22 protein-coding genes and 1 riboswitch are annotated in these 23,923 nt (G+C 61.6%); of the genes, 6 read left to right on the top strand and 16 right to left on the bottom strand.

What is annotated here, in order from left to right; translation table 11 throughout:
* Positions 1-60: 60 nt before the first annotated feature.
* The 13 genes from mgtE to WBK19_RS02540 form a co-directional block, all read right to left on the bottom strand.
* On the bottom strand, positions 61-1,503 hold the full coding sequence (mgtE, locus tag WBK19_RS02480; RefSeq protein WP_511286634.1) for a magnesium transporter: 1,443 nt from the start codon (positions 1,501-1,503) through the stop codon (positions 61-63).
* Positions 1,504-1,586: 83 nt separating this feature from the next.
* Complete coding sequence (gene mtgA, locus WBK19_RS02485; protein ID WP_511286636.1) at positions 1,587-2,282, bottom strand: monofunctional biosynthetic peptidoglycan transglycosylase; 696 nt, start codon at positions 2,280-2,282, stop codon at positions 1,587-1,589.
* A complete protein-coding gene (gene aroE, locus WBK19_RS02490) occupies positions 2,279-3,103 on the bottom strand; it encodes a shikimate dehydrogenase (protein WP_511286638.1) in 825 nt (274 codons plus the stop codon). The genes mtgA and aroE overlap by 4 nt, the downstream gene beginning before the upstream one ends.
* The gene (locus tag WBK19_RS02495) at positions 3,100-3,996 is read right to left on the bottom strand and encodes an energy transducer TonB (protein WP_511286640.1); all 897 of its coding nucleotides are present in this window, start codon (positions 3,994-3,996) and stop codon (positions 3,100-3,102) included. Before WBK19_RS02495 ends, aroE begins: the two co-directional genes overlap by 4 nt.
* Complete coding sequence (locus WBK19_RS02500) at positions 3,993-5,894, bottom strand: ribonuclease catalytic domain-containing protein (RefSeq protein WP_511286642.1); 1,902 nt, start codon at positions 5,892-5,894, stop codon at positions 3,993-3,995. The genes WBK19_RS02495 and WBK19_RS02500 overlap by 4 nt, the downstream gene beginning before the upstream one ends.
* Before the next feature lie 7 nt (positions 5,895-5,901).
* Positions 5,902-6,471, bottom strand: coding sequence for a YqiA/YcfP family alpha/beta fold hydrolase (locus WBK19_RS02505; RefSeq protein WP_511286644.1), 570 nt, complete (start codon positions 6,469-6,471; stop codon positions 5,902-5,904).
* Positions 6,456-7,280, bottom strand: coding sequence for an undecaprenyl-diphosphate phosphatase (locus WBK19_RS02510; protein ID WP_511286646.1), 825 nt, complete (start codon positions 7,278-7,280; stop codon positions 6,456-6,458). The genes WBK19_RS02505 and WBK19_RS02510 overlap by 16 nt, the downstream gene beginning before the upstream one ends.
* Positions 7,281-7,737: 457 nt before the next feature.
* The gene (locus WBK19_RS02515; RefSeq protein ID WP_511286648.1) at positions 7,738-8,277 is read right to left on the bottom strand and encodes a Spy/CpxP family protein refolding chaperone; all 540 of its coding nucleotides are present in this window, start codon (positions 8,275-8,277) and stop codon (positions 7,738-7,740) included.
* 174 nt (positions 8,278-8,451) lie between these two features.
* On the bottom strand, positions 8,452-9,660 hold the full coding sequence (locus tag WBK19_RS02520; protein ID WP_511286650.1) for an ABC transporter permease: 1,209 nt from the start codon (positions 9,658-9,660) through the stop codon (positions 8,452-8,454).
* Positions 9,657-10,355 (bottom strand): ABC transporter ATP-binding protein, encoded by a 699-nt coding sequence (locus WBK19_RS02525; RefSeq protein WP_511286652.1) that lies wholly within the window; start codon positions 10,353-10,355, stop codon positions 9,657-9,659. The genes WBK19_RS02520 and WBK19_RS02525 overlap by 4 nt, the downstream gene beginning before the upstream one ends.
* A 55-nt stretch (positions 10,356-10,410) precedes the next feature.
* Positions 10,411-11,712 carry an efflux RND transporter periplasmic adaptor subunit gene (locus tag WBK19_RS02530; RefSeq protein WP_511286654.1) on the bottom strand — a complete coding sequence of 434 codons (1,302 nt, stop codon included), beginning with the start codon at positions 11,710-11,712 and terminating at the stop codon, positions 10,411-10,413.
* The gene (locus WBK19_RS02535; protein WP_511286656.1) at positions 11,709-13,163 is read right to left on the bottom strand and encodes an efflux transporter outer membrane subunit; all 1,455 of its coding nucleotides are present in this window, start codon (positions 13,161-13,163) and stop codon (positions 11,709-11,711) included. The genes WBK19_RS02530 and WBK19_RS02535 overlap by 4 nt, the downstream gene beginning before the upstream one ends.
* Positions 13,164-13,340: 177 nt before the next feature.
* Positions 13,341-13,832, bottom strand: coding sequence for a Spy/CpxP family protein refolding chaperone (locus tag WBK19_RS02540; RefSeq protein WP_511286658.1), 492 nt, complete (start codon positions 13,830-13,832; stop codon positions 13,341-13,343).
* 230 nt (positions 13,833-14,062) lie between these two features.
* On the opposite strand from WBK19_RS02540, the gene WBK19_RS02545 reads away from it, so the two are divergent.
* Complete coding sequence (locus WBK19_RS02545) at positions 14,063-14,824, top strand: SEL1-like repeat protein (protein WP_511286660.1); 762 nt, start codon at positions 14,063-14,065, stop codon at positions 14,822-14,824.
* Positions 14,825-14,989: 165 nt separating this feature from the next.
* Here WBK19_RS02545 and thiC read toward each other — a convergent pair whose 3' ends face one another.
* Entirely contained in the window at positions 14,990-16,906 is a 1,917-nt protein-coding gene (thiC, locus tag WBK19_RS02550) for a phosphomethylpyrimidine synthase ThiC (protein ID WP_511286662.1), read from the bottom strand.
* A gap of 41 nt (positions 16,907-16,947) precedes the next feature.
* A riboswitch (TPP riboswitch) is annotated at positions 16,948-17,043 on the bottom strand.
* A gap of 110 nt (positions 17,044-17,153) precedes the next feature.
* Between thiC and WBK19_RS02555 the strand changes: the two genes are divergently transcribed.
* From WBK19_RS02555 to WBK19_RS02575, 5 genes are all read left to right on the top strand, one after another.
* Positions 17,154-18,638 carry a carbonic anhydrase gene (locus WBK19_RS02555; protein ID WP_511286664.1) on the top strand — a complete coding sequence of 495 codons (1,485 nt, stop codon included), beginning with the start codon at positions 17,154-17,156 and terminating at the stop codon, positions 18,636-18,638.
* Between the two features lie 52 nt (positions 18,639-18,690).
* Positions 18,691-19,335 (top strand): TetR/AcrR family transcriptional regulator, encoded by a 645-nt coding sequence (locus tag WBK19_RS02560; RefSeq protein ID WP_511286666.1) that lies wholly within the window; start codon positions 18,691-18,693, stop codon positions 19,333-19,335.
* Between the two features lie 62 nt (positions 19,336-19,397).
* On the top strand, positions 19,398-20,051 hold the full coding sequence (locus tag WBK19_RS02565) for a protein-L-isoaspartate O-methyltransferase family protein (RefSeq protein WP_511286668.1): 654 nt from the start codon (positions 19,398-19,400) through the stop codon (positions 20,049-20,051).
* Positions 20,051-20,374, top strand: a complete 324-nt coding sequence (locus WBK19_RS02570; protein WP_511286670.1) for a rhodanese-like domain-containing protein — start codon at positions 20,051-20,053, stop codon at positions 20,372-20,374. Before WBK19_RS02565 ends, WBK19_RS02570 begins: the two co-directional genes overlap by 1 nt.
* Before the next feature lie 7 nt (positions 20,375-20,381).
* Positions 20,382-21,707: a TolC family outer membrane protein gene (locus WBK19_RS02575; protein WP_511286672.1), complete on the top strand. Its 1,326-nt coding sequence runs from the start codon at positions 20,382-20,384 to the stop codon at positions 21,705-21,707.
* Here WBK19_RS02575 and waaA read toward each other — a convergent pair.
* Both waaA and waaC read right to left on the bottom strand, forming a co-directional pair.
* On the bottom strand, positions 21,673-22,935 hold the full coding sequence (waaA, locus tag WBK19_RS02580) for a lipid IV(A) 3-deoxy-D-manno-octulosonic acid transferase (protein ID WP_511286725.1): 1,263 nt from the start codon (positions 22,933-22,935) through the stop codon (positions 21,673-21,675). The two genes, WBK19_RS02575 and waaA, sit on opposite strands and share 35 nt — an antisense overlap.
* The gene (gene waaC, locus WBK19_RS02585; RefSeq protein ID WP_511286673.1) at positions 22,932-23,870 is read right to left on the bottom strand and encodes a lipopolysaccharide heptosyltransferase I; all 939 of its coding nucleotides are present in this window, start codon (positions 23,868-23,870) and stop codon (positions 22,932-22,934) included. Before waaC ends, waaA begins: the two co-directional genes overlap by 4 nt.
* Positions 23,871-23,923: the final 53 nt, after the last annotated feature.

Genomic DNA, 23,923 nt, shown 5'->3' on the forward strand with positions numbered 1-23,923 from the left:
GGCTTGCTACGGTCTACCGTAAAAAACGACCAAAATTGAAATGGCCACCCGCGGCCAAATTCACATCAGCAGCAGCGTAGCCAAGCCGAGGAAGATGAAAAAGCCGCCAGAATCGGTCAGCGCGGTGATCATCACCGAGCCGCCCACGGCCGGATCGGCGCCGAACTTCTGGCGCAGCAGAGGGATGCCGACGCCGGCCGAGGCCGCCAGCAGCAGGTTGAGCGTCATCGCCGAGGTCATCACCAAGCCGAGCTTGACGCTGCCGTACAGCCACCACGCGGCAATGCCGAGCAGGCTGCCCCAGATCAGGCCGTTGATCGTCGCCACGCCGAGTTCCTTACGCAGCAAGCGGCGCATGGCGTCGGGCTGGACCTGACCCATGGCGATGGCGCGGACGATCATGGTGATCGTCTGGTTGCCGGAATTGCCACCGATGCCGGCAACAATCGGCATCAGGGCCGCCAGCGCCACCAGCTTTTCAATCGAATCCTCGAAAGCGCCGATCACCCGTGAGGCGATGAAGGCCGTCACCAGGTTCACCGCCAGCCAGGCCCAGCGGTTCTTCACCGAGTCCCAGACCGAGGCGAAAATGTCTTCTTCCTCGCGCAGACCGGCCTGGGCCAGTTGTTCGTGCTCGGCCTCTTCGCGGATGTAGTCCACCACCTCGTTAACCGTCACGCGGCCGACCAGCTTGCCATCGGGGTCGAGCACCGGCGCCGAGACGAGGTCGTAACGTTCGAAGGCCTTGGCCGCTTCTTCGGCGAGGTCGTCGGGTTCGAACTCGACGAAATCGGTCTGCATCAGCGTACCGACTTCGACATCCACTTCATTGACCAGCAGGATGTTGAGCGGCAGCACGCCTTTGAGGTGCTCGTTGCGATCAACGACAAAAAGTTGGTCGGTATGGTCGGGAAGTTCGTCGAAACGGCGCAGATAACGCAACACGACTTCGAGCGACACATCCTCGCGGACGGTGACCATGTCGAAGTCCATGATCGAGCCGACGGACTCTTCCGGATAGGACATCGCGGCGCGCAACTGCTCGCGCTCCTCGATTGGCAAGCCACGGAAAACGTCGTCGATAACGCCTTGCGGCAAGTCGGGCGCGAGGTCGGCCAGTTCATCGGCGTCGAGCGTTTCGGCGGCGGCAACCAGTTCGGTGCGGCCCATCGAGTCGATCAGGTTTTCCCGAACGGCGTCCGACACTTCGAGCAGGATTTCGCCTTCGAGCTCGGGATTGACCAGCCCCCAGACAATCAGACGCTCGTCCTGCGGCAAAGCTTCTAGAACGTAGGCGATGTCGGCCGGGTGCATCGGCTCGAGGCGCGCCTGCAGCGCATTCAGGTGCTGCTTGTGCACCATGTCCTCAACGATGTCGTGACGCGGACCATCCTGCCGGTGCACCAGCTCCTCAACCAGCTTGTGCCGGGCGAGCAGGGTCTGCACCTCGGCGAGGCGCTCCTGCAAGTCTTCGGTATCAGTTAGCTGGGCTTCTTCGCTCATGGTGCGGCGCCGCAAAAGGTGGGGCATTTTAGCACCGGGCGGAGAGCCGGGTTAGTGCGTAAAACCCCTATTCCGGCAATAAATCACGGCACCTCGGCGCCCGACATACGACCAAGAATGATCGCCGTCTTGCGCCCCAATCCGGGCGCATTGCGATTCCGGTCGTAAAAGCGAGGATTCGGCACCATGCCGGCCAGCCGCGCTGCCTGTTCCGGCCCGAGCTGGGCGGCGCTGGCGTTGTAGTAATGACGAGCTGCCGCTTCGGCGCCGAAGACACCGTTGCCCCACTCGATCACGTTGAGATAGACCTCGAGAATCCGCCGCTTGCTCCACAGGTTCTCCAGCATCAACGTAATGATCGCCTCTTCGGCCTTGCGGAAATACGACTTGGTCGGCGTCAGGAACAGGTTTTTCGCCAGCTGCTGGCTGATGGTCGAGCCACCGGCAGCCAAACGCCCCCGTTTCTGGTTTTTTTCTATGGCTTTTTGCATGCCTTCCCAGTCGAAGCCTTCATGATCGACGAACTTGGCATCCTCGGCCGAAATGATGGCGCGCTTGAGATGAATCGAAATCCGCTCATAGGGCACCCATTGCTTTTTTATCTGGGCATCCGGTGCCTTCTGACGGATTTCGGCCAGACGAATTTCCATGAAGCGGGTTTCACCAGGATTAACCCAACCCCAGAACAACACCCAGCCAAGCAGCCACAGCTGCCAGATCAGGAACAGACCGACCAGACCCAGGACAGCCCATTTGAACCAGCGACCGACGACTCTCATGCGGCCAGTTTGACTCTCAGGTCAGCCAGCACCTGAGCGCTTGCCGGGCGCACGCCGCGCCAGACAAAAAAGGCTTCCGCTGCCTGCTCGACCAGCATGCCAAGGCCATCCGCCCGTTGCGTCGCCCCCTGCTCGCGGGCCAATGCGAGAAAAGGCGTTTCACCTTTGCCGTACATCATGTCGTAGGCCAGACTGCCCGGTGCGAAGATTCCCGGCGGCAAGGGCAGGCTTTCGCCGGCAAGGCTGGCCGAAGTAGCGTTGATGACCAGATCGAAGCTTTTACCAGTGATTTTTGCAAAACTTCCGGCGTCGACCGCAGCCATGTCGCCAAACGACGCCGCCAGGGCGACGGCCTTGTCAGCACTCCGATTGGCGATGAAAAGTGACGCCGGCTTTTCAGCCAGCAGCGGCGCGATCACACCGCGCGAAGCGCCGCCGGCGCCGAGCAACAAGATGCGGTTGCCGGCCAGCGAAAAGCCAAGATTGTGCGAAATGTCGCGAACCAGCCCGGCGCCATCGGTGTTGTCGCCGAAGATTTCGCCACCGTTGAAAGCCAGCGTATTGACCGCCCCGGCTCGCGCCGCGCGCCCGGACAATCGCGTCGCCAGACGAAACGCTTCCTCCTTGAACGGCACGGTGACATTCGCCCCCTTGCCGCCCGCCGCAACAAATTCGGAAATTGCCTGTTTAAAGCCGTCGACCGCAGCAAGACGCGCCTCATAGACCATATCCTGCCCGCTAACCGCGGCGAAGGCGGCATGGATGGCCGGCGACTTCGAATGGGCAATCGGATTGCCGAACACGCAGTACAGATCGCTCATTTGCTGGCCGTATTGAGGGCGTCACCCTGCGTGAAATACCAGGTTCGGGCGAAAGAAAGCACCGTTGCACCACCCAATGCCTGCTGCGGAATGGCACCGAAGGGCGCCGACATTCTGAGGATGCGCAGGGCGGCCTGATCGAGAATCTTGTGACCGGACGAACGCGAAATCTCCGCGCTGTAGAGACTGCCATCCTCGGCCCGCAATTCGACGAAGATCACCACCGCGCCATAAAGCTTGCCGCGCGCTTCGGGCGGATAATTCAGCGTGCCGATACGCTCGACCTTCTGTTTCCAGGCATCGAGATAGGCGGCCAGGCCGTATTCCTCGGTCCGCGCACCGACAAATTTCTTGCGTGGCCGTTTGCTGTATTCGTCGGCCGACTTGCTGATCTCACCCTCGAGACGGGCCATCGCCCGCGCCGACTCGGCGAGGTCCAAGCCACTGACCACGGGCACGACGGGCGATGGCTGCTCGGTGGCCGTATTTGCCGCGGCGACGGTGCGCAGACTTTTCGCCTGCGCCAGCAGCCTTTGCTGGGCTGTTTCGAGTTCCTGGACGCGACGCTGCATCTGCTGAATAGAGTCGCCATCGCTCTTTTGTGGCGAGGGCGGCAAGGGCGTCTTGGCCCGCCGGTTTTCATCGGTATTGCCGCCACCATCGAGATTGGCCTGCGCGAGGGCTTGGGCGTCGGTCGGCTTGCGGGCGGATTTGGCGTTGACCAGGATGATGTCCATGGCCTTTTCGCGGAAGGCTTGGGAAGCCTCCGGAAACTGGAAATTAAGGAACAGCAACAAACCATGAAAAAGAACGGAGATGCCCAGTGCGATCCACAAGCGGCGATCTTGCTTCGCCGCGCGGGCCGCACGCAGGGACGGTCTCCTTTTTTTCACTGCTCCTCACTCTCCGTGGCGTCGGCCAGATTGTTCTCGCCAAGCAGGCTCAGGAAACGGCAACTGACTTCCGGCGCAAGCAAATCAAGACTTTCAATGGCCAGACGCACGCGCTGACCGGCCACCAGATCGGCCGGCAGGGAAGGCACGCGCAGCAACAAGGGCAAATGGTCGAGCTTGACGCTCTGTTCACGACGAACGGTCGCCTCGATTTCTGTCATTTCATGCTGTTGCAGCCAGCGCAGGCACCAGTAACGCTCCATCTGGCGCTGAAAATCGGCATAGGCGGCGTAAGTCAGTTCAAAATCGCGCATGGCGCCGAACAATTCAGCCGATTTCTGGGCAAAAGCCGGCGTTTCGCCCTTCAAACAGGCGATCAACTGCCATTGATTGACCATGTCGCAGTAACGGCGTAGCGGCGAAGTCATCCAGGCATATTGCGGCACGCCGAGGCCTTCATGCGGCAGCGGCGAGGTGGTCATGCGCACCTTGCCCTGCGTCTGGGCCCGGTACAGGCAGGCGACGTTCTTCTCGGCGAGCAGGCCGCCCCAGGTCGAGTTGGCGACGATCATCAACTCGGCGACCAGCTTGTCGAGCGGGCTGCCGCGCTTGCGTTCGGAAATTTCGACGGTGCAGTTGTCCGGATCAGCCAGATCGCCGCCGATTTCAAAGTTGTAATCGTTGATGCCCTGCATCGCCGACGGCTTGCCCCGGCGGCCTTCGCAGGCGTTGGCGAAGTGCCAGAGGTGAACCAGTTCGTCCTTGAACGGCTGGTCTGGGAGCGGGCCATTGATCGTTTCGGCGTTGAACCACGGTTCGATTTCGTGGTGACGGAGGTTGGCGGCGATGTGCACCATCTCCAGCCGCGACTCGTGACTCAGTATTTCCAGCGAGTCATTGACCGTCAGGTAGAGCGAGACGGCCGGGCAATCGACACCGCCGGCCAGCGTGTAGTTCTGGACCACGGCATCGGGCAGCATGGTGATCTTGTTGCCGGGCATGTAGACCGTGGACAACCGGGCGCGGGCGATGCCGTCGAGCGGCGAGCCGTGTTCGATGGCCAGCCCCGGTGCGGCGATGTGGATGCCGATGCGCGTGCCGATGCCGGGCAGTTTGACGACGGACAGCGCGTCGTCAATTTCGGTGGTGTTGGCGTCGTCGATCGAGAAGGCGCGGACATCGGCGCGCGGCAGGTCGCGTGGCAGTTTCGGCGCATCAAGAGGCGGAAAAGCCACACCCTTGGGAAACTGTTCGTGCAGAAAACGGCGGTAATGCAGGAAGTAGGGCGACTTGATGGCGCCGCACTTGAAGAGCATTTGGGCCGCCGTCAGGCCGGTTTCGGCGCAGGCCGTCTCGAAGGCCTTGGTTTCGGGTTTGTTGCGGTCTGGTGCGTAGAGCAGGGCATCGGTCATGGCGCCGATTTCCGGCGGCAGGCGGAATTCCTTCAGCTCGCCAATCCAGCCTTCCATCGCGAGCGCTTGCTGACGCTTTTTTTCAAGACTGGCCAGAGCAGCTGCGAGAATGTCGGCAGGCGCCTTGCGGAAGCGGCCCTTGCCTTTGCGGTGGAAATAGACGGGCGCGGCGTGCACGGCAAGCAGCACCGCCGTCGCTTCGAGCGGGCTGGGCTCGTGTCCGTAGTAGTCACGGGCAAAATCAAGAAACGAAAATTCGCCATCGTTCACGCACTCCCAGAGGAATTCTGCTTCGATTTCTTCGGCCAGCGGCGTGGCCTGATCAAGCAAGGCGGCCGCCGACGGTTTCTCGAAACGCAGCAACACCGTTGCGGCCTTGATCTTGCTGCGCTTGCCGCTCGGCATTTCGACCTGCAACGAACTGTCGTTGTCGGCCATGATATTGCCGGCCTTGAAGCCGCCATCTTCTTCAAACAATACATTCATCGACGGATTATAGCCCAGCGTATTCAATGATTTGCGGCACGAAGCCGGGAAATTGCGTGAAGCCGTGGTCGCCGCCTGGCAACACCGTTTGCCGGCACCCGGTGTAGAAATCGACGGCCTGCCGGTAATCCAGCACCTCGTCGCCGGTTTCGGCGAGCAGCCAGTAGCGTTCCGGCGTCGGCTGGCGCACTTGGGCTTTCAGCTGCGCGGCATGCGCTTCGGAGAAGGTGAAGCGTTCGCCGCTATGGAAGTTGGCGTGGTCACCGACGAACAGAGTCAAATCCAGACGGTCCACCACGGCCGGGTTGATCAGTACGGCGTTCACGCCGTATTTTTCGGCCAGATGGTTGGCGTAATGCCCGCCCAGCGAACTGCCGATCAAGGTCACCGGCCCGCCGGCCTGTTCGATCAAGCGACTGACGCTGGCCACCGCTTCATCGGGCACCGGCGACAGTTGCGGGCAGACGAACTGCGCCGCCATGCCGCGCCGGGCCATCTCTTCCGCCAGCAATTGCGACTTCCACGATGCCGGCGACGAGCAGAAGCCGTGCAGGTAAACGATCAGTGAGCGGTCCATTGCACCCAGCCGAAGTGGGCGGTCATCAGGACGACAATGCCGAAGACGATGCGATACCACGCGAAGGGCGTGAAATCGTGACTGGAAATGAAACGCAGCAGCCAGCGCACGCAGAGAAAGGCAGAAACGAAGGCGGAAATGAAGCCGACCACCCACATGCCGATATCGTCGGCGCTGAGCAGGGCGCGCTCCTTGTAGAGCTGATAGACGGTGGCTGCGCCGAGCGTCGGGATGGCGAGGAAGAAGGAAAACTCGGTCGCCGCCTTGCGCGACAGGCCGAACAGCAGGCCACCGATGATCGTTGCGCCGGAACGCGAGGTGCCGGGAATCAGCGCCACGGCTTGGGCGAAGCCCATTTTCAGCGCATCAAGCAGGGTCATTTCCTCGACCGTCTGGACGCGGATGGTGTGCTCTCGCTTTTCGGCCCACAGGATGACGAAGGCGCCGAGAATGAAGGTTGTCGCCACGGCAATCGGGTTGAACAGATTGGCTTTGATGGCCTTGCCGAAAGCCAGCCCGAGGATGGCCAGCGGCAGGAAGGCGACGAACAGGTTGAGGATGAATTTCTGCGCAGCCTTGTCGCTGAAGGCGCCGCGCGCCACGACGAGCAGACGTTCGCGATATTCCCAGACGACCGCCAGAATGGCGCCGGACTGGATGACGATCTCGAACAACTTGCCGCGATCATCGTTGAAATCCAGCAGATCGCCGGCCAGAATCAGGTGGCCGGTCGATGAAATCGGCAGGAATTCGGTCAGGCCTTCGACGATGCCGAGGATGAGGGCTTTGAGGAGAAGAATCGGGTCCATGGCGTGCGGCCTGTGCTTTTACCAAGTTGGGGAGGCCGCATTCTACTATCCCGGATGTGTCAAAACTTCGAGTTCGGCCAGCCAATTCAGCGCATGCTCGCGGGATAAGCCGCACATCTCGGCCGACGGCTGCAGGCCAGCGCAGCAATTCGGCCGTTCCGGGCTAGCGAAAATCAGGCAACGAAGTTCGCCATCCAGATGCCGACATGGCACCCCCGCCGGCTTGCTGAGCGAACTGATCGACGGCGCAATGCAACAGGCGCCGCAATTGGGGCGGCACGCCATCGGCGACGGAGCTGCGGGGCAAAGCTTTTCGGGCATGCCCGATTGTCGCAGATTCGGCTTATCCGTTCGGCGCCAATGAACTCCATGGTCACTCGGGCTTGCTACGGTCTACCGTAAAAAACAGCCAAAAATGAAATGGGGGCCATCGGCCCCCAAAGGTCAAACAACCAAATTAACGAACGGCTGGCTTGCCACCATCAGCAGCAGCGCCACGCGGACCATCGCCACGGCCACGCGGCCCGCGCTCGGTTGGCTTCATTTCAGCCAGCTGCTTGCGTTGCTCCGGCGTCAGCACTTCGAATACCTGACGATCCGCCTTGGCACGTGCCAACGTCATTTCCGACATCGCCTTCGCCGCCTCGTCGGCCAGACCGCGCGCCTTGGCTTCGCTGTAATCCGCCGCAGAGGTCAACGCCCGCAGATCAGTCTCGGTCTTGCGCAGGGCCTTGGCCTTGTCGCGCATCACCGGCGCTTGCGCATGCATGATCTCGAACACCTTATCCTGCTGCGCTTCGGTCAGATTCAAGGCACGCAGGTGCGGCGGCATCATGTTGCCACCCATCATGTGGTGGCCAGCGCCGCCATGCGCCTCCATTCCGCAGCCAGAATGACCGCCGTGACCGCCAAAGGCCGCGGCGGAAAGCGGAATGGCCAAAGCCACGCTGGCGGCAATCAGGAAGCGTTTGATATTGCTGTTCGGGGTAGTTTTCATCTCTTCATCCTCTTGTTCAAATTAGCCGACCCAAGCGGGCCAAGCGACAGGACGAATACTCCCCCGAGAGCCTGTAAAGGTGGGTGACGGGGCTGTAAATGAAAGTAAAGGGCGTAACAGGGAGCAACCAGCTTGCTACGGTCAACCGGAAATAATGCCCAAAATTGAAAACCCCTACTCGTGCCGCAGCGCCTCGATCGGATCAAGTTGCGCCGCCCGGCGCGCCGGGACGTAGCCGAAAATCACGCCAATCGCTGCCGAGAAGCCAAAGGCCGTCAGGTTAATGGCCGGGTTGAACATAAAAGGTATGTGCATCAGCGACGACAGCCCGAGGCAGGCGACAAAAGCCAGCCCCACGCCGACCAGCCCACCGCATGCAGAGAGCACCACGGCCTCGATCAGAAACTGCCAGAGCACCTCGTTTTCCAGTGCCCCGATGGCCAGCCGGATGCCGATTTCGCGTGTCCGTTCGGTGACCGACACCAGCATGATGTTCATGATGCCGATGCCGCCGACGAGCAGGCTGACGGCGGCCACCGCGCCGAGCAGCGCGGTCATCGTGCCGATGGTGCCGGAGAGCGTTTCGGCAATCTGTTTGGTGTCCATCACGTTGAAATTGTCGTCGGCGTTCTCGGCCAGTTTGCGGCGTTCGCGCAGCAGGCTGCGCAGCTGGGCGATGGCGACGGTCGCGTCGGTGCCGTCCTTGAGCGAGACCATGACATTGCCGATATCGAGCGAGCCGGTCAGCCGGCGTTGCGTCGTGCGCAGCGGCATCAGCACCGTGTCGTCCTGGTCCTGACCCATGCCGCCCTGGCCCTTGGCGACGAGCAGGCCGATCACCTCGCAGTCGAAGGTCTTGACGCGGATGCTGCTGCCGACGGGATTGCCGGCGCCGAACAGTTCCTTCCTGACGGTATTGCCGATCACGCAAACGGCCTTGCCGGCGCGTTCCTCGTCATCGCTAAACTGCCGCCCGGCGGCGATTTTCCAGTTGCCGGAGATGAAATAGTCGTTGGTCGTGCCGCTCACCGTCGACGACCAGTTCTGCGTGCCAACGACCAGCGTTACGGGGCTGCCGACAACGGGCGCCACGGCCTTGAGGCCATTGACCTGTTGCTGGATGGCCTCGATGTCGGCGATCTTGAATTTCGGCGCGCCGGCACTATCGCGCCCCGGGCCAAGGCGCTGGCCGGGCATGACCATGAGCAGGTTGCTGCCGAGGCTGGCAATCTGGTCGGAAACCATCTTCGTGGCGCCGTTGCCCAGCGTCACCATGGTGATCACCGCGCCAACGCCGATGACGATGCCGAGCACGGTCAGGAAGGAGCGCAGCAAGTTGCGGCGGATCTCGCGCAGGGCGAGCAGGAGTGCGTTGAGGATCATGCGGCCTCCGTCGCGCTGTCGCTGTCCACGAGGCCGTCTACAAAATGCACGATGCGCCGCGCGTACTGAGCCATGTCCGGCTCGTGGGTGACCATGATGATGGTGATGCCTTGTTCGCTGTTCAGCCGCCCGAGCAGTTCCATGATCTCGTGGCTGCGCTTGCTGTCGAGGTTGCCGGTCGGCTCGTCGGCGAGCAGGACGAGCGGGTTGGTGACGATGGCGCGGGCAATGGCGACGCGCTGCTGCTGACCGCCGGAAAGCTCAGCCGGGGTGTGCGTTTCCCAGCCGTCGAGGCCGACTTTGGCGAGGGCGGCACGGGCCGCAGCGTGGCGCATTTCGGCCCGCTCGCCGCGATAGAGGAGCGGCAGTTCGACGTTCTCCTGCGCCGAGGTTCTCGCCAGCAAATTGAAGCCCTGGAAAACGAAGCCAAGGCATTGCCGACGCAGCAACGCCCGCTGGTTGCGGTCGAGCTGCTCGACGTTGATGCCCTGAAAACGGTATTCGCCCGAGGTCGGCGTATCGAGGCAGCCGAGCAGGTTCATCGCCGTCGATTTGCCGGAACCGCTCGGCCCCATGACCGCCACGAATTCACCGGCCGCTATGCTCAGATCAACGCCGCCCAGCGCCTGAAACGCCGTCTGGCCCTGACCGTAGGTCTTGGTGATGGCGCGCAGTTCGATCAAGGGCGCGCTCACGGTAGCCTCGCCGAAATTTCAATTTTGGCCGTTTTTTCCAGTTGACCGCAGCAACTCACTTTTTCGCCGCCTGATAGTCGGAAATCACCGCCATGCCAGCCTTCAGCTCGCCGCCCAGCACCTCGGTAAGGCGCCCGTTGCTGACGCCGGTTTTCAGCGCCACCGCCTGCGGCTGGCCATCGACCAGCACCCATACCTGCCCGTCGCCGCTGCCCTTGGCTGCCACCGGGCGATTTTTCGGCGCCTCCGGTGGCGGGCCGGGCATCAGGCGGGCGACAATGCCGCGCTCTTTCGCCCCAGCCCCCTCGCCCGGCGGCGTAAAACGCAACGCCGCATTGGGCACCAGCAGCACCTTGTCGCGGCTGGCCGTGACGATAGTAGCCGTCGCCGTCATGCCCGGCCGCAGCGCGAGATCATCGTTATTGACCTGCAAGATGGTCTTGTAGGTGACGACGTTGTCGGTCGTCGTCGAACCCAGCCCGACGCGCTGAATGCTCGCCGGAAACTGGCGTCCCGGCCAGGCCGACACGGTAAAGCTCGCCGTCTGGCCGGTTTTGACATTGCCGACATCGGCCTCATCAACCTTGACCTGCAACTCCATCTTGGCCAGATCCTCGGCCAGCACGAAAAGCACCGGCGTCGTCATCGCCGCCACCACGGTCTGGCCCGGCTCCACCTTGCGGGTCAGCACGACGCCATCGACTGGCGAACGGATGGTCGCCTTGCCGAGATTGGTTTCATCGGTTTTCGCCGTCGCCCGCGCCTGCACCACGTCGGCCCGGGCGCTGGCCAGGCTGGCGACAGCCCGTTGCCGCGCCGCATCGGCCGTCTCCAGCTCGGTCTTGGCCGGCACCTTGCCGCCGGAAAGCTCGGCGACCTGGCGCATGCGATTCAGCGACGCCGTCGTTTCGGCCACCGTCGCCTGCGCCAGCGCCACCGAGGCCTCGGCCGCCGCCACCGCGGCCTGCGATTTGGAAACAGCGTCCTTCAATTTTGCGGTGTCGAGCTGGGCCAGCAACTGGCCTTTCCTGACCACATCGTTTTCCTGCACCAGTACGCTGGACAGCGTGCCGGAAAGCTCCGAGCCGACATCGACCGACTTGGTCGGCTGCAACGTGCCGCTGGCCGAGGCAGTAACTACCAGATTGCCGAGAAGCGCTTCCTCGGTCAGGTATTGCCCGGCCGGCTGGCCGTTGCCACCGGACAAGGCCAGCCACAGCACGGCCACGACGGCAATGCCGCCACCAATCAGCCACAGCCGTCGCCGGCCGGTGCCATTGTTGGCATTCTTGCTGAGCAGCGCAACGAGCGCCGCCGACGAGGTATCCGTACTTTGGGTATCCGTATTTTTTGTCATGTTCGATCACTTTCATGGCCCGACCAGCCGCCGCCGAGCGCCTTGTAGAGCTGGATCAGCGTGGTCAGCACGGCCGACTGGGCGGTGGCCAGCGAATCCTCGGCCGTCAATTGGGTACGCTGGGTTTCCAGCACTTTCTGGAAGTCGGCGAGGCCGGCTTCGTACATCTGTCGGCTTAAGGTCGCCGCGTTGCGCGCCGAAACGGCCGCCGCTTCCCGGGCGATCACCCGGTCGCGGGCCTGGGCGTGGGCAGTCAGCGCGTTTTCGACCTCTTCCAGCGCTGTCAGCACGGCGTTTTCGTAGTCAGCCAGCGCCGCTTCCTGCACCGCCGTCTGCAAATCCACGGCGCTGCGCAACTTGCCGCCATCGAACAAGGTCGCCGCCAGCGTGCCGCTCAGGGAACGAACGAGACTGTCGCTGCCGCCCAGCGCGCCGAGGCTGTAAGCCTGCCAGCCGAAAGAGCCGCCGAGCGACAGGCTGGGGAAGCGCGCCGCCTGCCGCTGCCCGATGCGCGCCGTTTCCGCCGCCAGCGTGCGCTCGGCAACGATCAGATCAGGTCGCTGGGTGAGCACATCGGCCGGGATGCCGGTCGCTACCGTCGGCGGCGCCACCGGCCGGGCCTGCGAGGCCAGCAACTGTTCATGCAGGGCGCCGGGTTGCCGGCCAAGCAAGGTGGCCAACCGGTTTTCCGCCGCCGCCAGCCCGACCTCAAGGTCCGGCATGCTGGCTCGCGTTTGCTCGCGGTTGGTCCGCGCCTGCTCGACATCGGCGCTACTGGCCAGCCCGGCCTGCTCGCGCCATTCGGTAATCTGCGCCGTTTCGGTCTGGCTGGCCAGATTGGCCCGGGCGATCGCCAGCCGCAGCTGGTAAGCGCGGAACTCGACATAGTTCTGCACCACCTCGGCAACCAGCGACACCCGGACGTTTTCCAGACTGGCCTCGCTCGCCGCCAGATCGGCACTCGCCGCCTCGACCGCCCGCCGCGTGCCGCCGAAAAGATCAAGCTCCCAACTGGCGTCAAAACTGGCGTCGTACAGCGTGCGCGTCGGCAGGGCGCTGACGGCGCTGGCGTTCTTCGTCCGGCTAACGCCAGTCGACGCCGACGCTTGCGGAAAATATCCGCTCACCGCCTGCGCCCGACTGGCCCGCGCCTGCCGCAAACGAGCCTGCGCCGCCTTGAGGTCGAGACTGCCGGACTGGGCGGTGGCGATCAGCTCATCGAGCACCGGATCACCCAGCTGCCGCCACCAGTCACTTTGCGATTTTGGGCTGTTTTTCCGGTTGACCGTGGAAGCGGTGGATTCCGTAGCCTCCGGCCGGGAATCACTCGCTTTCGCCGCCAGCCAACGGCTCGGCATGGCCCAACCCGGCGCCTGATAATCCGGCCCGACTGAAGGCAGCCCGGAACAGGCGCTCAGCGAGCCGACGGCGAGCAAAACAACAAGCGACAAGCGCCAATTCGGCGCTCTTGAAAATGACGTGGTATTCATCCGGATATTTTCACCGCCTGCGATCTTCACAGGTGTTAAACGATGTAAAAAGGCCCGCCGCGACCACAAATTCTGCCGAGGCGGGCAAGGGGGTAGATCGCGCGGCGGCCGCCGTTCTGGCAGCCGCCAAAACTTTGGTCAATCGCCGGGAGGCGGCCGGCGCTCAGCACCTCGCCCGTCGATTGGCGTCTTGCCGGCGGCCTTCAACTTGGCCAGTTGGCTGCGCTGCTCGGCCGTCAGCACCTCATAAATCTGGCGCTCGGCCTTGGCCCGGGCCAGCGACAGATCCGCCGTCGCCCGGGCTGCGATGTCAGACAACTCACGCGCCTTCGGCTCGGTATATTCAGTCGACACCACCAGCTTGCGCAGCGACTCCTCCGCACTACGCACCGCCTTCACCTTCTCGCGCATGGCCGGCGCCTGCCCGTGCATGATCTCGAAAACCCGGTCGCGCTGCGCCTCAATCAAATTCAGCTGGCGTAAATACGGCGGCATCTTCCCGCCCTCCATACCCGGCCCGACACCGCAGCCACCACCCCGCTGACCAACCCCAAGGGCAGCCAACGGCAGCACCAGCGAAATCGCCGCGGCAATCAGAAACCGCTTCAAACTCAATTGTTGAAAATTCACGTTCGGTCCTTTGACTTCAGGCTTCGGGTGATGCCCGACGACATGACGAATAGTCACCCACGACACCGTTAAGACGGGTTAGGGAGCTGTAAGGGAACGTAAATTCGGTGACCGAGGTATACAACTTGCGGGGAAGTAGCCTGCTATCGGCCAGAAGCGGCCCCTCGGCATTGCGGCACGATGCGTAGACCAGTCCCATAACAGGGACCCCGCCGTAAAGAAGACTAACGATGCTAAGACTCCGTGCCACACTCAGTGTGTTTTTATGGGCTGTAAGCAGCTCCTGTATTTCCGACATCCGCTGCCCACCCAACCCTTGTGGCGGTAGCAGTTCGGAGCATCGCTCTTGCAGCGAAATAGCCGACTGGGTAATCGACGGCGAGGTCAATTTTGTTACTCATGGAAGCGTTCCCTACACCACCCATTTTGGTCCTGAAGTCGTCTCTACCCGCATTTGGGATGGGGGGAGCGTTGTGCTAACCAATGTGATAGTGGTGAAAGGCAGCTATCCAGTTGTCGATGAGAGCGCCGTACTACAAGGTGCGTCCCACTGCTGGGAGAATCTCGCCCGCATTCCAGAAAAATATTCCGGACAAATTATTCGTGCTTACGGCACGAATCGTGGTGGATTCCACGTCAAGCCCAGGATGATGGCCTTTGATCGACTTGCAAACATTGAAGCCAGATCAATGGCCGAAACAGAAGCCAAGGAACGGCACCTAGAGTTGAAACAGGTGAATAGTGTTGATTGCAGAATACCGGCCGAGAAAGAGCCTTCTAATGAAGTTTTTCTCCGCCGAGGGCAAGACTTCTTCAACTCAAACGCGTACTCGTCAGCCAAGAGTTGTTTTCTTAATGCTCTAAAGGAAGAGGACAATTCGAGACACTACAAGGAGGCGTGCTACTACCTCGGAATGATGTATGAATTGGGAAAAGGCGTCGATCAAGACTGGGGCATTGCCAAGGATTGGTATTCGAAGGCCGGTCTATAAATCCCCATTTGTTGAGTGTCCGCTTCATAGAGAACCGAAGGACTGCTTAGTGCACATTTGAGACAAGCCCCCCCGGATGTCATCAAGCAAAATCAGATCGAGATAGCCATAAAAAAGGCGGCTAAATCAGCCGCCTTTCCTTTGCTACCAGGCATTCGGCAAGACTCAGACCTTGCTATAAACCTCAGCCCCGGCCTTCACGAACTCCACCGACTTCACTTCCATCCCCTTTTCCAACGCCTCAGCTTCGGCGATGCCCTGGGCGGCGGCGAATTCGCGCACGTCCTGCGTGATCTTCATCGAGCAGAAGTGCGGGCCGCACATCGAGCAGAAGTGGGCGACCTTGGCCGATTCCTTGGGCAGGGTTTCGTCGTGGAATTCGCGCGCCTTGTCCGGATCGAGGCCGAGGTTGAACTGGTCGTCCCAGCGGAACTCGAAACGCGCCTTGGACAGCGCGTTGTCGCGGATCTGCGCGCCGGGGTGGCCCTTGGCGAGGTCGGCGGCGTGGGCGGCGAGCTTGTAGGTGATGATGCCGACCTTGACGTCATCCTTGTCGGGCAGGCCGAGGTGTTCCTTGGGCGTGACGTAACAGAGCATGGCCGTGCCGTACCAGCCGATCATGGCGGCGCCGATGCCGCTGGTGATGTGGTCGTAACCCGGCGCGATGTCGGTGGTCAAGGGGCCGAGGGTGTAGAACGGGGCTTCGCTGCACTGATCGAGTTGCAGATCCATGTTCTCCTTGATCATGTGCATGGGCACATGGCCGGGGCCTTCGATCATGACTTGTACATCGTGCTTCCAGGCGATCTGGGTCAGTTCGCCGAGGGTCTTGAGTTCGCCGAGCTGGGCTTCGTCGTTGGCGTCGTAGATGGAGCCGGGACGCAGGCCGTCGCCGAGGCTGAAGGCGACGTCGTAGGCCTTCATGATTTCGCAGATTTCCTCGAAGTGCGTGTAGAGGAAGCTTTCCTTGTGGTGCGCCAGACACCACTTGGCCATGATCGAGCCGCCGCGGCTGACGATGCCGGTCATCCGGTTAGCGGTGAGCGGCACGTAACGGAGCAGCACGCCGGCGTGGATGGTGAAGTAGTCGACGCCTTGCTCGGCCTGTTCGATCAGCGTGTCACGGAAGATTTCCCAGGTCAGGTCTTCGGCCTTGCCGTTGACCTTTTCCAGCGCCTGATAGATCGGCACGGTGCCGATGGCCACCGGGCTGTTGCGGATGATCCATTCACGGGTTTCGTGGATGTTCTTGCCGGTGGACAGGTCCATCACGGTGTCGCCGCCCCAGCGGATCGACCAGGTCATTTTCTCGACTTCTTCCTGAATGCTTGAACCGAGTGCCGAGTTGCCGATGTTGGCATTGATCTTCACAAGGAAGTTGCGGCCGATGATCATCGGCTCGCTTTCCGGGTGGTTGATGTTGTTCGGGATGATGGCGCGGCCGCGGGCGATTTCGCTGCGCACGAATTCCGGGGTGATTTCTTCCGGGATGCTGGCGCCGAAGTTCTGGCCGGGGTGCTGGCGGCAGAGCAGGGCAGCCATTTTTTCGCCCATTTTTCCGGTTGACCGTAGCGATTCGATGTAGGCGCGGCGGTTGTTGTTTTCGCGGATGGCGACGTATTCCATCTCGGGGGTGATGATGCCTTGGCGGGCGTAGTGCATCTGGCTGACGTTCTTGCCGGGTTTGGCGCGCAGCGGCTTGCGGTGCAGACCGGGGAAACGCAGTTCGTCGAGTTCCTTGTCGGTGGCGCGCTTGCGGCCGAATTCGGAGCTCAGGCCGGGGAGTTCTTCAACGTCGCCACGTTCGGCAATCCAGCCGGCACGCAAAGCCGGCAGCCCGGAACGGATGTCGATCTTGGCCGCAGGATCGGAATAAGGGCCGGAGCAGTCGTAAACGTAGATCGGCGGATTCTTTTCGCCGCCGAAGGCGGTCGGCGTGTCGTCCTGCGAAATTTCGCGCATCGGGACGCGGATGTCCGGGCGGGAACCTTCGATATAAACCTTGCGGGAATTGGGCAGTGGCTGGACTGCGGCCGCGTCGACGTGGGCGTTGGCGGCGAGAAACTGTTCGGTGGCGTTCATGGTTATTCCTTGCGTGGATGCAGCGGGGTAAGACGGGCAAGGAGCAACAAAGTTCGTTTCCCTACGACGGCATGACCCGGTCAGGTTCGAAGGGTGATTCTCAGCCCGAATCCAGTCGGGCACCCCTAACGAGAGGCTGCAAGTTACTGGAAATACAGGCAAAATGCAAGGAACGACAAAATGCGCTCAAGATTTCTCGAAACCAGCCGAAATATCGTCGACAAGCGCCAGAATTCAAAGAGAAAACATGGGAACCAAGATGCGCCTACTGATGATCGCCAGCCTGCTGGTCGCCCTGCCTTTCGGTGCTGCAGCCGCGCCCGCCTGGCAGACCATTTCATCCGAACCGGGCAAACGTATTGAACTCAACCGCACAAGCCTGAAACGTGACGGCAACATCGTTGAGGCGCAAGGACGCGTCGTGCTCGAAAAGGAACTGGTGGATGGCCGTACCGGCGCGCCTTACCGCGTGATTGAGGCATTCACCCGCTACGACTGCACGACACGCAGCGCCAGCACGACAAAGCGAATTTTCAAGAAGAATGAAAATGACATTGTCCGCGAAGAGGACATCAAGGGCGCCGACCTGCCGGTGCGTACCGGAACGCTGGATGACAAGGTGCTGCGCGAAGTCTGTCGCCCACCCAAGGAGGGCGCCGCCGAGATTGCGCAGAAGGCGAATGAGGCAGCCGGCCAGCTGAAGGCAGCCAACGAGGCGATGCTCAAGAAGGAAATGGCCAAGGCCGAAAAGCCCGAGGCCATGAAAACCAGCGACGCCGCCCATGGCGCGGCACCGCTGAAAGAAAGTGCGATTCCGTCGATCCGGCCGAACCTCAAGGCGGCCATGGAAAGCGCCAAGGAAAATACCAAGGAAGCGGCACCTCCCGCTCCGCCGCCACCAGCGCCCACGCCTGGACCGGCCAAGGTCGCCGCGCCGAAGGCAGCAACCGTCGTAGTTCACACCAGCCAGGCGCCAGCACCAAAACCGAAAAAGGCACCCAGATCCGAAGGCTACATGCTGGAACTGACCCACAGCGAACCGGCCGTGCAGCATGCCCACATCCACTGGGATTACGAAGGTGCCGGCGGCCCGGAAAACTGGTCGAAACTGGACCAGAACAACAAGACGTGCGCCATTGGCCAGCGGCAGTCGCCAATCGACATCAAGGATGGCATCAAGGTTGATCTGGAGCCGATCAAGTTCAATTACCAGCCTTCGACCTTCCGCATCATCGACAACGGCCACACGGTTCAGGTCGAAGTCGGCGAAAGCTCGATTTCCCTGACCGGCAAGACCTACGAGCTGGTCCAGTTCCATTTCCATCGTCCGTCGGAAGAAAAGGTCAATGGCCAGCGTTTTGACATGGTCGCCCACCTCGTGCACAAGGCCGACGATGGCCAGCTCGCCGTCGTCGCCGTGTTGCTCGAACGCGGCACGGAAAACGCGTTCATCCAGACCCTGTGGAACAACATGCCGCTGGAAAAAAACCTGCCGGTAGCGCCACCAACCACCACGATCGACCTGAACACCCTGCTGCCGACCGCCCGCAACTACTACACCTACATGGGCTCGCTGACGACGCCGCCGTGCTCCGAAGGCGTGCTGTGGCTGGTCATGAAGCAGCCGGTGCAGGTTTCGCCTGACCAGATCAACATCTTCAGCCGGCTGTACAAAAACAACGCCCGGCCCATCCAGCCCTCGGGCGGCCGCCTGATCAAGGAAGGCCGTTGACCGGAAAGTAGTCGCAATGGTAACTTAATGACCAACGAGTCATTAAGTTACCATGTCAGCCATCCCCACCCCCCGCAAGCGACGCAAGGAAGCCCGCCCCTCCGAACTTCTCGAGGCTGCGCTTCATCTATTCGTCGAAAAAGGCTTTGCCGCCACCCGTTTGGAAGATGTCGCGGCACGCGCCGGCGTATCAAAGGGGACGCTGTATCTCTATTACGAGAACAAGGATGCGCTGTTCAAGGCGGTGGTTCAGGAAGGGATCATCCCGGTCATTGCCGAAAATGAAGCGATTGCGGCAAAACATAGCGGCTGCAGCTTCGAACTGCTGGAACTCCTGCTCCAAAACTGGTGGACAAAGATCGGCCAGACCGAATTTGCCGGCATTCCGAAGCTGATAGTGGCCGAAGCGCGCAACTTTCCTGAATTGGCCAATTTCTATTACGAAAACGTCATCAGCCGCGGCCGGGCGCTGGTGGCTGGCGCCTTGCGACGCGGCATGGATAGCGGCGAGTTCCGCAGCATGGACGTCGAAACCACCGTCGACGTGGTTATCGCACCGATTTTAATGCTGCTGATCTGGCGCTTTTCGATGAGTTGCTGCCAAAGCGCCGAGAGCGACCCGCAGACCTATTTGCGCATACATATGGACTTGCTACGCCAGGGTTTGCGCAAGCCGGAAAAAGAGAGTCGGGTATAATTTTGATTTGTCGGAATCAATATATTAGCTCGTGCTAATATTCAGTCTGCGGAGACCCACCAATGAACATCGAGCAAGCGCGCTTCAACATGATCGAACAGCAGATCCGTCCCTGGGATGTTCTGGATCCGCAGGTTCTCGACCTCCTGTTTGTCGTCAAGCGCGAGGACTTTACCCCGCCGGCCTATCGCAACCTGGCTTTCGCCGACATGGAAATCCCGTTGGGCGATGGCCAGATGATGCTGGCCCCGAAAATCGAAGCCAAGATGCTGCAGGAGCTGGGCCTCAAGAAGACCGACAAGGTTCTTGAAATCGGCACCGGCAGCGGCTACATGGCTGCCCTGCTGGCTGCCCGTGCCGAGCACGTGGTTAGCGTCGAGTGCCGCCCGGCGCTGGTCGATATTGCCAAGCAGAATCTCGAGCGTGCCGGCGTCACCAACGTCACGATTGAACTCGGCGACGGCGCCAACGGCTGGTCCCAGCGTGGTCCTTACGACGCCATCGTGGTTTCTGGCTCCATTCCCGCCGTTCCTGACGCCCTGCTCAAGCAGCTGCGCGTCGGCGGCCGTCTGGCTGTCGTCGTCGGCGAAGCACCGGTCATGGAAGCCCAACTGATCACCTGCACCGCTGATGGCATCTACAACACGGTCAATTTGTTCGAAACGGTCATTCCCGCGCTCGACGGCTTCGTGGCCAAGGAAAGCTTCTCTTTCTGATGCAACAGGTTCGAGCACGACAACTTGCCGAATGGCTGGCCGACGAGAGCCGGCCCAGCCCCGTTCTGCTCGATGTGCGCGAACCGTGGGAAATCGAGCTTTGCCAGCTCGCTGGATCGCAAAACATCCCCATGCACCTGGTGCCGATGCGCTGCGCCGAAATCGCCCCCGAGCAGGACATCGTTGTCATCTGCCACCACGGCGGCCGCAGCATGCAGGTCGCCATGTTCCTGGAGCGCAAGGGCTACAACGCGGTCTATAACCTGATGGGTGGCGTCGAGGCCTGGGCCGGTGAAGTCGATTCCAACATGCGTCGTTATTGAGGTAGGCATGAAAAAACTCGCTTGGCTGATCGTCTCCCCGTTGTTGGCATCCCCGCTGTTCGCCGCAGACTTGATGCAGGTCTATCGCGATGCGCAGGATAACGACCCGACCTTTGCCGCCGCCCGGGCAACGCTTGATGCCGGCCGCGAAAAAGCACCGCAAGGCCTGGCTGGCTTGCTGCCCAGCCTGACACTGTCGGGCAATACGGTGTGGAACAAGAACGAGATTTCGACCCACAACGGCCCGACGCTGTCGAAGCCGCAATACAACTCCAATGGTTACCAGCTGACCCTGTCGCAGCCCCTGTTCCGCTGGCAGAACTGGGTGTCGTACGACCAGTCAAAAATGCAGGTGGCACAGGCCGAGGCCAATTTCGTGCAAGCCCGGCAGGATCTGATCCTGCGCGTAGCGCAAGCCTATTTTGACGCGATCTACGCCGTCGAAAACCTCAAGGCGGTGCGCGCCAACAAGACGGCGATCGCCCAGCAACTGGAATCGGCCAAAAAGAATTTCGAGGTCGGCACCGCAACCATCACCGACTCGCACGAGGCCCAAGCCCGCTACGATCTGGCTTCGGCTCAGGAGATCGCCGCTGAAAGCGACCTCGAGGTCAAGCAACATGCCTTGCAGGCGATTATCGGCAAGACGCCGGGCAATCTCGCCACAACGCGCAAGGACGCCGAGCTGACCATGCCGCAGCCAAGCGACATGAATCAGTGGGTCGCTGCCGCCGAAAAGGACAGCATCACCGTTCAGGTCCAGCAGGCTGCCGCCGACATCGCGGCGCGCGAGGTGGACAAGCAGCGCGCCGGCCATTACCCGACGCTTGATCTGGTCGCCAATCAGGGGCACTCAAAATCCTATGCTGCGGCTTACGGCCTGGCCGACACTGACTACACCAACATCGGCGTCCAGCTCAACATTCCGCTGTTCCAGGGTGGTTTGACCGTTTCGCGCCAGCGCGAGGCTGCGGCCAACCGCACGGCGGCACAATCCGGCCTTGATGCCGCCCGCCGCGGCGCCGCGCTGTCGGCCCGCCAGTATTATCTCGGCGTGACCAACGGGCTGGCCCAGGTCAAGGCACTCAAGGCGGCGCTGATTTCATCACAATCGGCGCTTGAGTCGAACAAACTGGGTTACGAAGTCGGCGTGCGCATCAACATCGATGTCTTGAACGCCGAGAATCAGGTTTATGTCACCCGTCGTGACCTGGCCAGGGCAACGCTCGACACGCTGCTGGCACAACTGCGCTTGAAGGCGGCAACGGGTTCCTTGGGCGAGGAAGACGTCGCCCAGATCAACGCCCTGCTGGATCCGTCCAGCGCGCTATAAGCGCCAGCATTCGCCCGGCCGCGCCCTGATGGGCGCGGGCAAACGATCCAGCCGCTGTCCGCATTTCGGCCAATTTCATTTTTTGGCCAAAAATCCGGTTGACCGTGGCACCGAGCATTTCCGCGCTGTCGACGCGTAGCGCGGCACCCGCCGCGATTGCATCCTCGGTCGCCTGCTTGAAATTGAAGGTATGCGGCCCGACAACGACCGGACAGTCGCAAGCCGCCGCCTCAATGAGGTTCTGCCCGCCGAGCGGCAATAGACTGCCGCCAATGAAGGCCAGATCGGCCAGCGTGAAATAAGCAGCCATCTCACCCATGCTGTCGCCTAGCCAGACCTGCGTATCGGCCGCCGGCATGGCCGCGCTGCGCCGAACACTGCGCAGCCCCTGCTGCCGGAGCAAAGCAGCCACTTCGTCGAAACGTTGCGGATGACGTGGTACCAGCACGAGCAAGGCATCGGGAACGGCCACCTGGTGCCATGCTTCGAGCACCAGCGGCTCCTCGCCTTCACGCGTGCTGGCCGCCAGCCAGACCGGCCGCTGGCCAATCGCTGCCCGCCATTCGTGACCGAGGGTGAGCTTTTCGGCTGGGGGCGTGACATCGAACTTGAGATTCCCGCAGACTTCGACTGGACTGGCGCCCAGTCCGGCAATACGCTCGGCATCGCCGGTCGTTTGCGCAGCAACACCAGCCAGTGCCGAAAAAGCCGGCTCGGTCAGCGCCGAAAACCGTCCATAACCGCGGGCTGAACGCACCGACAGCCTGGCATTGGCGAGGAAAATCCGCACCTTGCGATGCTTCCCGGCAGCCAGCAAATTGGGCCAGATTTCAGTTTCCATGAGCACCCCGAAAGCCGGGGAAAAATGGCGGAAGAAACGGTCGACCGCCCCGGGATAATCATAGGGGAGGTAGGCCTGAATGACCTTGTCACCATAGACTTGCTGCCCGGCGTCGCGGCCGGTTGGCGTCATGCCGGTGAGCAGGATGCGATGCTCCGGCCAGCGCGCCAGCAAGCCTTCGATCAGCGGCTGGGCAGCGCGGGTTTCGCCGACGGAGACAGCATGTACCCAGATCAGTTTTGCCGGCGCCGGTTGGCGATAGAAACCATAGCGCTCGCCGAGATTTTGCAAATATTCCGGTTGCTTGCGGCCGCGCCAGAGCAGGCGCAGCCAGATCAGCGGCGTGATCAGATAGAGCAGCAACGAATAGAAGAAACGCACCATCAGGCCAGTACCGGCTGCAATTCGGTAAGGACGGCAGCCGGCGAAGGAATCTGATTCTTGCCACCCAGATTGCGATGAAAGCCGACGCCAAGAACGCCGGTCAGGCCGGGATCGGTAGCGGTATAAAGCGCGACGGTAGGCACCTTGAGCGCAACGGCGAGATGGGTTAGGCCGGTATCGACCCCCACAGCGGCGAGTCCGCCAGCGAGCAGGGCAGCCAGATCAGGGATATTCATGGTCGGCGCCGCCACTGCACCGGGAATCCCTGCCGCCAAACGACTCGCCCGTTCGCGCTCGACCGGGCTGCCGCCGGGCAGAACAGCACTTATCCCCTGCGCATTGAGTTGCTGCCCCAAGGCCAGCCAGTTGGCTTCCGGCCACAGCTTGTCGTCGCGACTCGTAGCGGTCAGGAAGACGACGTAGGGCCGGTGCGGGAGCCAGGCGAAACCGGCTGGTGCTGCTTCGATGCCGTAGTCGGGCTCGTCATCGGCAGCATAACCCAGCGCAGCAGCGGCCAGCCGGCGATTGCGGACGACGGCGTGCAGTTCGCGGGAAACGCTGAATTTCCGGTCGTAGAATCTGGCTGCCATTGGTTCGCGGGCAGAATCGGCGGCATAACCCAGCGCCGGGCCATGGGCCAGACTGGCCATCAACGCGCTTTTGAGCAAACCCTGGGTGTCGACAACGGCGTCGTAAGGTACAGCCTGCAAACCACGGCGAAATTCGGTCATCTCCCGCCAGCTTGCCGCCTTCAACAGGTTTTTGCGCCAGCGCCGGACAGCGACCGGAATGATCTTGCCAACCCCGGGATGCAGGCGCGGAATGGCAGCGAAACTGTCTTCCACGCACCAGTCGACCGTAGCATCCGGGAAATGCCGCCGGATGTCGCTGACCACCGGCAAGTTATGGATAACGTCGCCGAGCGAGGAAGTTTTCACGATCAGAATGCGCATCGACGGATAAAATCACGACTTTCGAAGCCGCAATTATA

Origin of the sequence: Azonexus sp. (assembly GCF_049652925.1) — a bacterium.
In the GTDB taxonomy this organism is placed as follows: Bacteria; Pseudomonadota; Gammaproteobacteria; order Burkholderiales; family Rhodocyclaceae; genus Azonexus.

Coding starts and splice junctions, on each gene's coding strand:
- mgtE (WP_511286634.1), bottom strand. CDS start 1,503: ATGAGCGAAGAAGCCCAGCTAACTGATACCGAAGACTTGCAGGAGCGC.
- mtgA (WP_511286636.1), bottom strand. CDS start 2,282: ATGAGAGTCGTCGGTCGCTGGTTCAAATGGGCTGTCCTGGGTCTGGTC.
- aroE (WP_511286638.1), bottom strand. CDS start 3,103: ATGAGCGATCTGTACTGCGTGTTCGGCAATCCGATTGCCCATTCGAAG.
- WBK19_RS02500 (WP_511286642.1), bottom strand. CDS start 5,894: ATGAATGTATTGTTTGAAGAAGATGGCGGCTTCAAGGCCGGCAATATC.
- WBK19_RS02505 (WP_511286644.1), bottom strand. CDS start 6,471: ATGGACCGCTCACTGATCGTTTACCTGCACGGCTTCTGCTCGTCGCCG.
- WBK19_RS02510 (WP_511286646.1), bottom strand. CDS start 7,280: ATGGACCCGATTCTTCTCCTCAAAGCCCTCATCCTCGGCATCGTCGAA.
- WBK19_RS02515 (WP_511286648.1), bottom strand. CDS start 8,277: ATGAAAACTACCCCGAACAGCAATATCAAACGCTTCCTGATTGCCGCC.
- WBK19_RS02520 (WP_511286650.1), bottom strand. CDS start 9,660: ATGATCCTCAACGCACTCCTGCTCGCCCTGCGCGAGATCCGCCGCAAC.
- WBK19_RS02530 (WP_511286654.1), bottom strand. CDS start 11,712: ATGACAAAAAATACGGATACCCAAAGTACGGATACCTCGTCGGCGGCG.
- WBK19_RS02545 (WP_511286660.1), top strand. CDS start 14,063: ATGCTAAGACTCCGTGCCACACTCAGTGTGTTTTTATGGGCTGTAAGC.
- thiC (WP_511286662.1), bottom strand. CDS start 16,906: ATGAACGCCACCGAACAGTTTCTCGCCGCCAACGCCCACGTCGACGCG.
- WBK19_RS02555 (WP_511286664.1), top strand. CDS start 17,154: ATGGGAACCAAGATGCGCCTACTGATGATCGCCAGCCTGCTGGTCGCC.
- WBK19_RS02560 (WP_511286666.1), top strand. CDS start 18,691: ATGTCAGCCATCCCCACCCCCCGCAAGCGACGCAAGGAAGCCCGCCCC.
- WBK19_RS02565 (WP_511286668.1), top strand. CDS start 19,398: ATGAACATCGAGCAAGCGCGCTTCAACATGATCGAACAGCAGATCCGT.
- WBK19_RS02570 (WP_511286670.1), top strand. CDS start 20,051: ATGCAACAGGTTCGAGCACGACAACTTGCCGAATGGCTGGCCGACGAG.
- WBK19_RS02575 (WP_511286672.1), top strand. CDS start 20,382: ATGAAAAAACTCGCTTGGCTGATCGTCTCCCCGTTGTTGGCATCCCCG.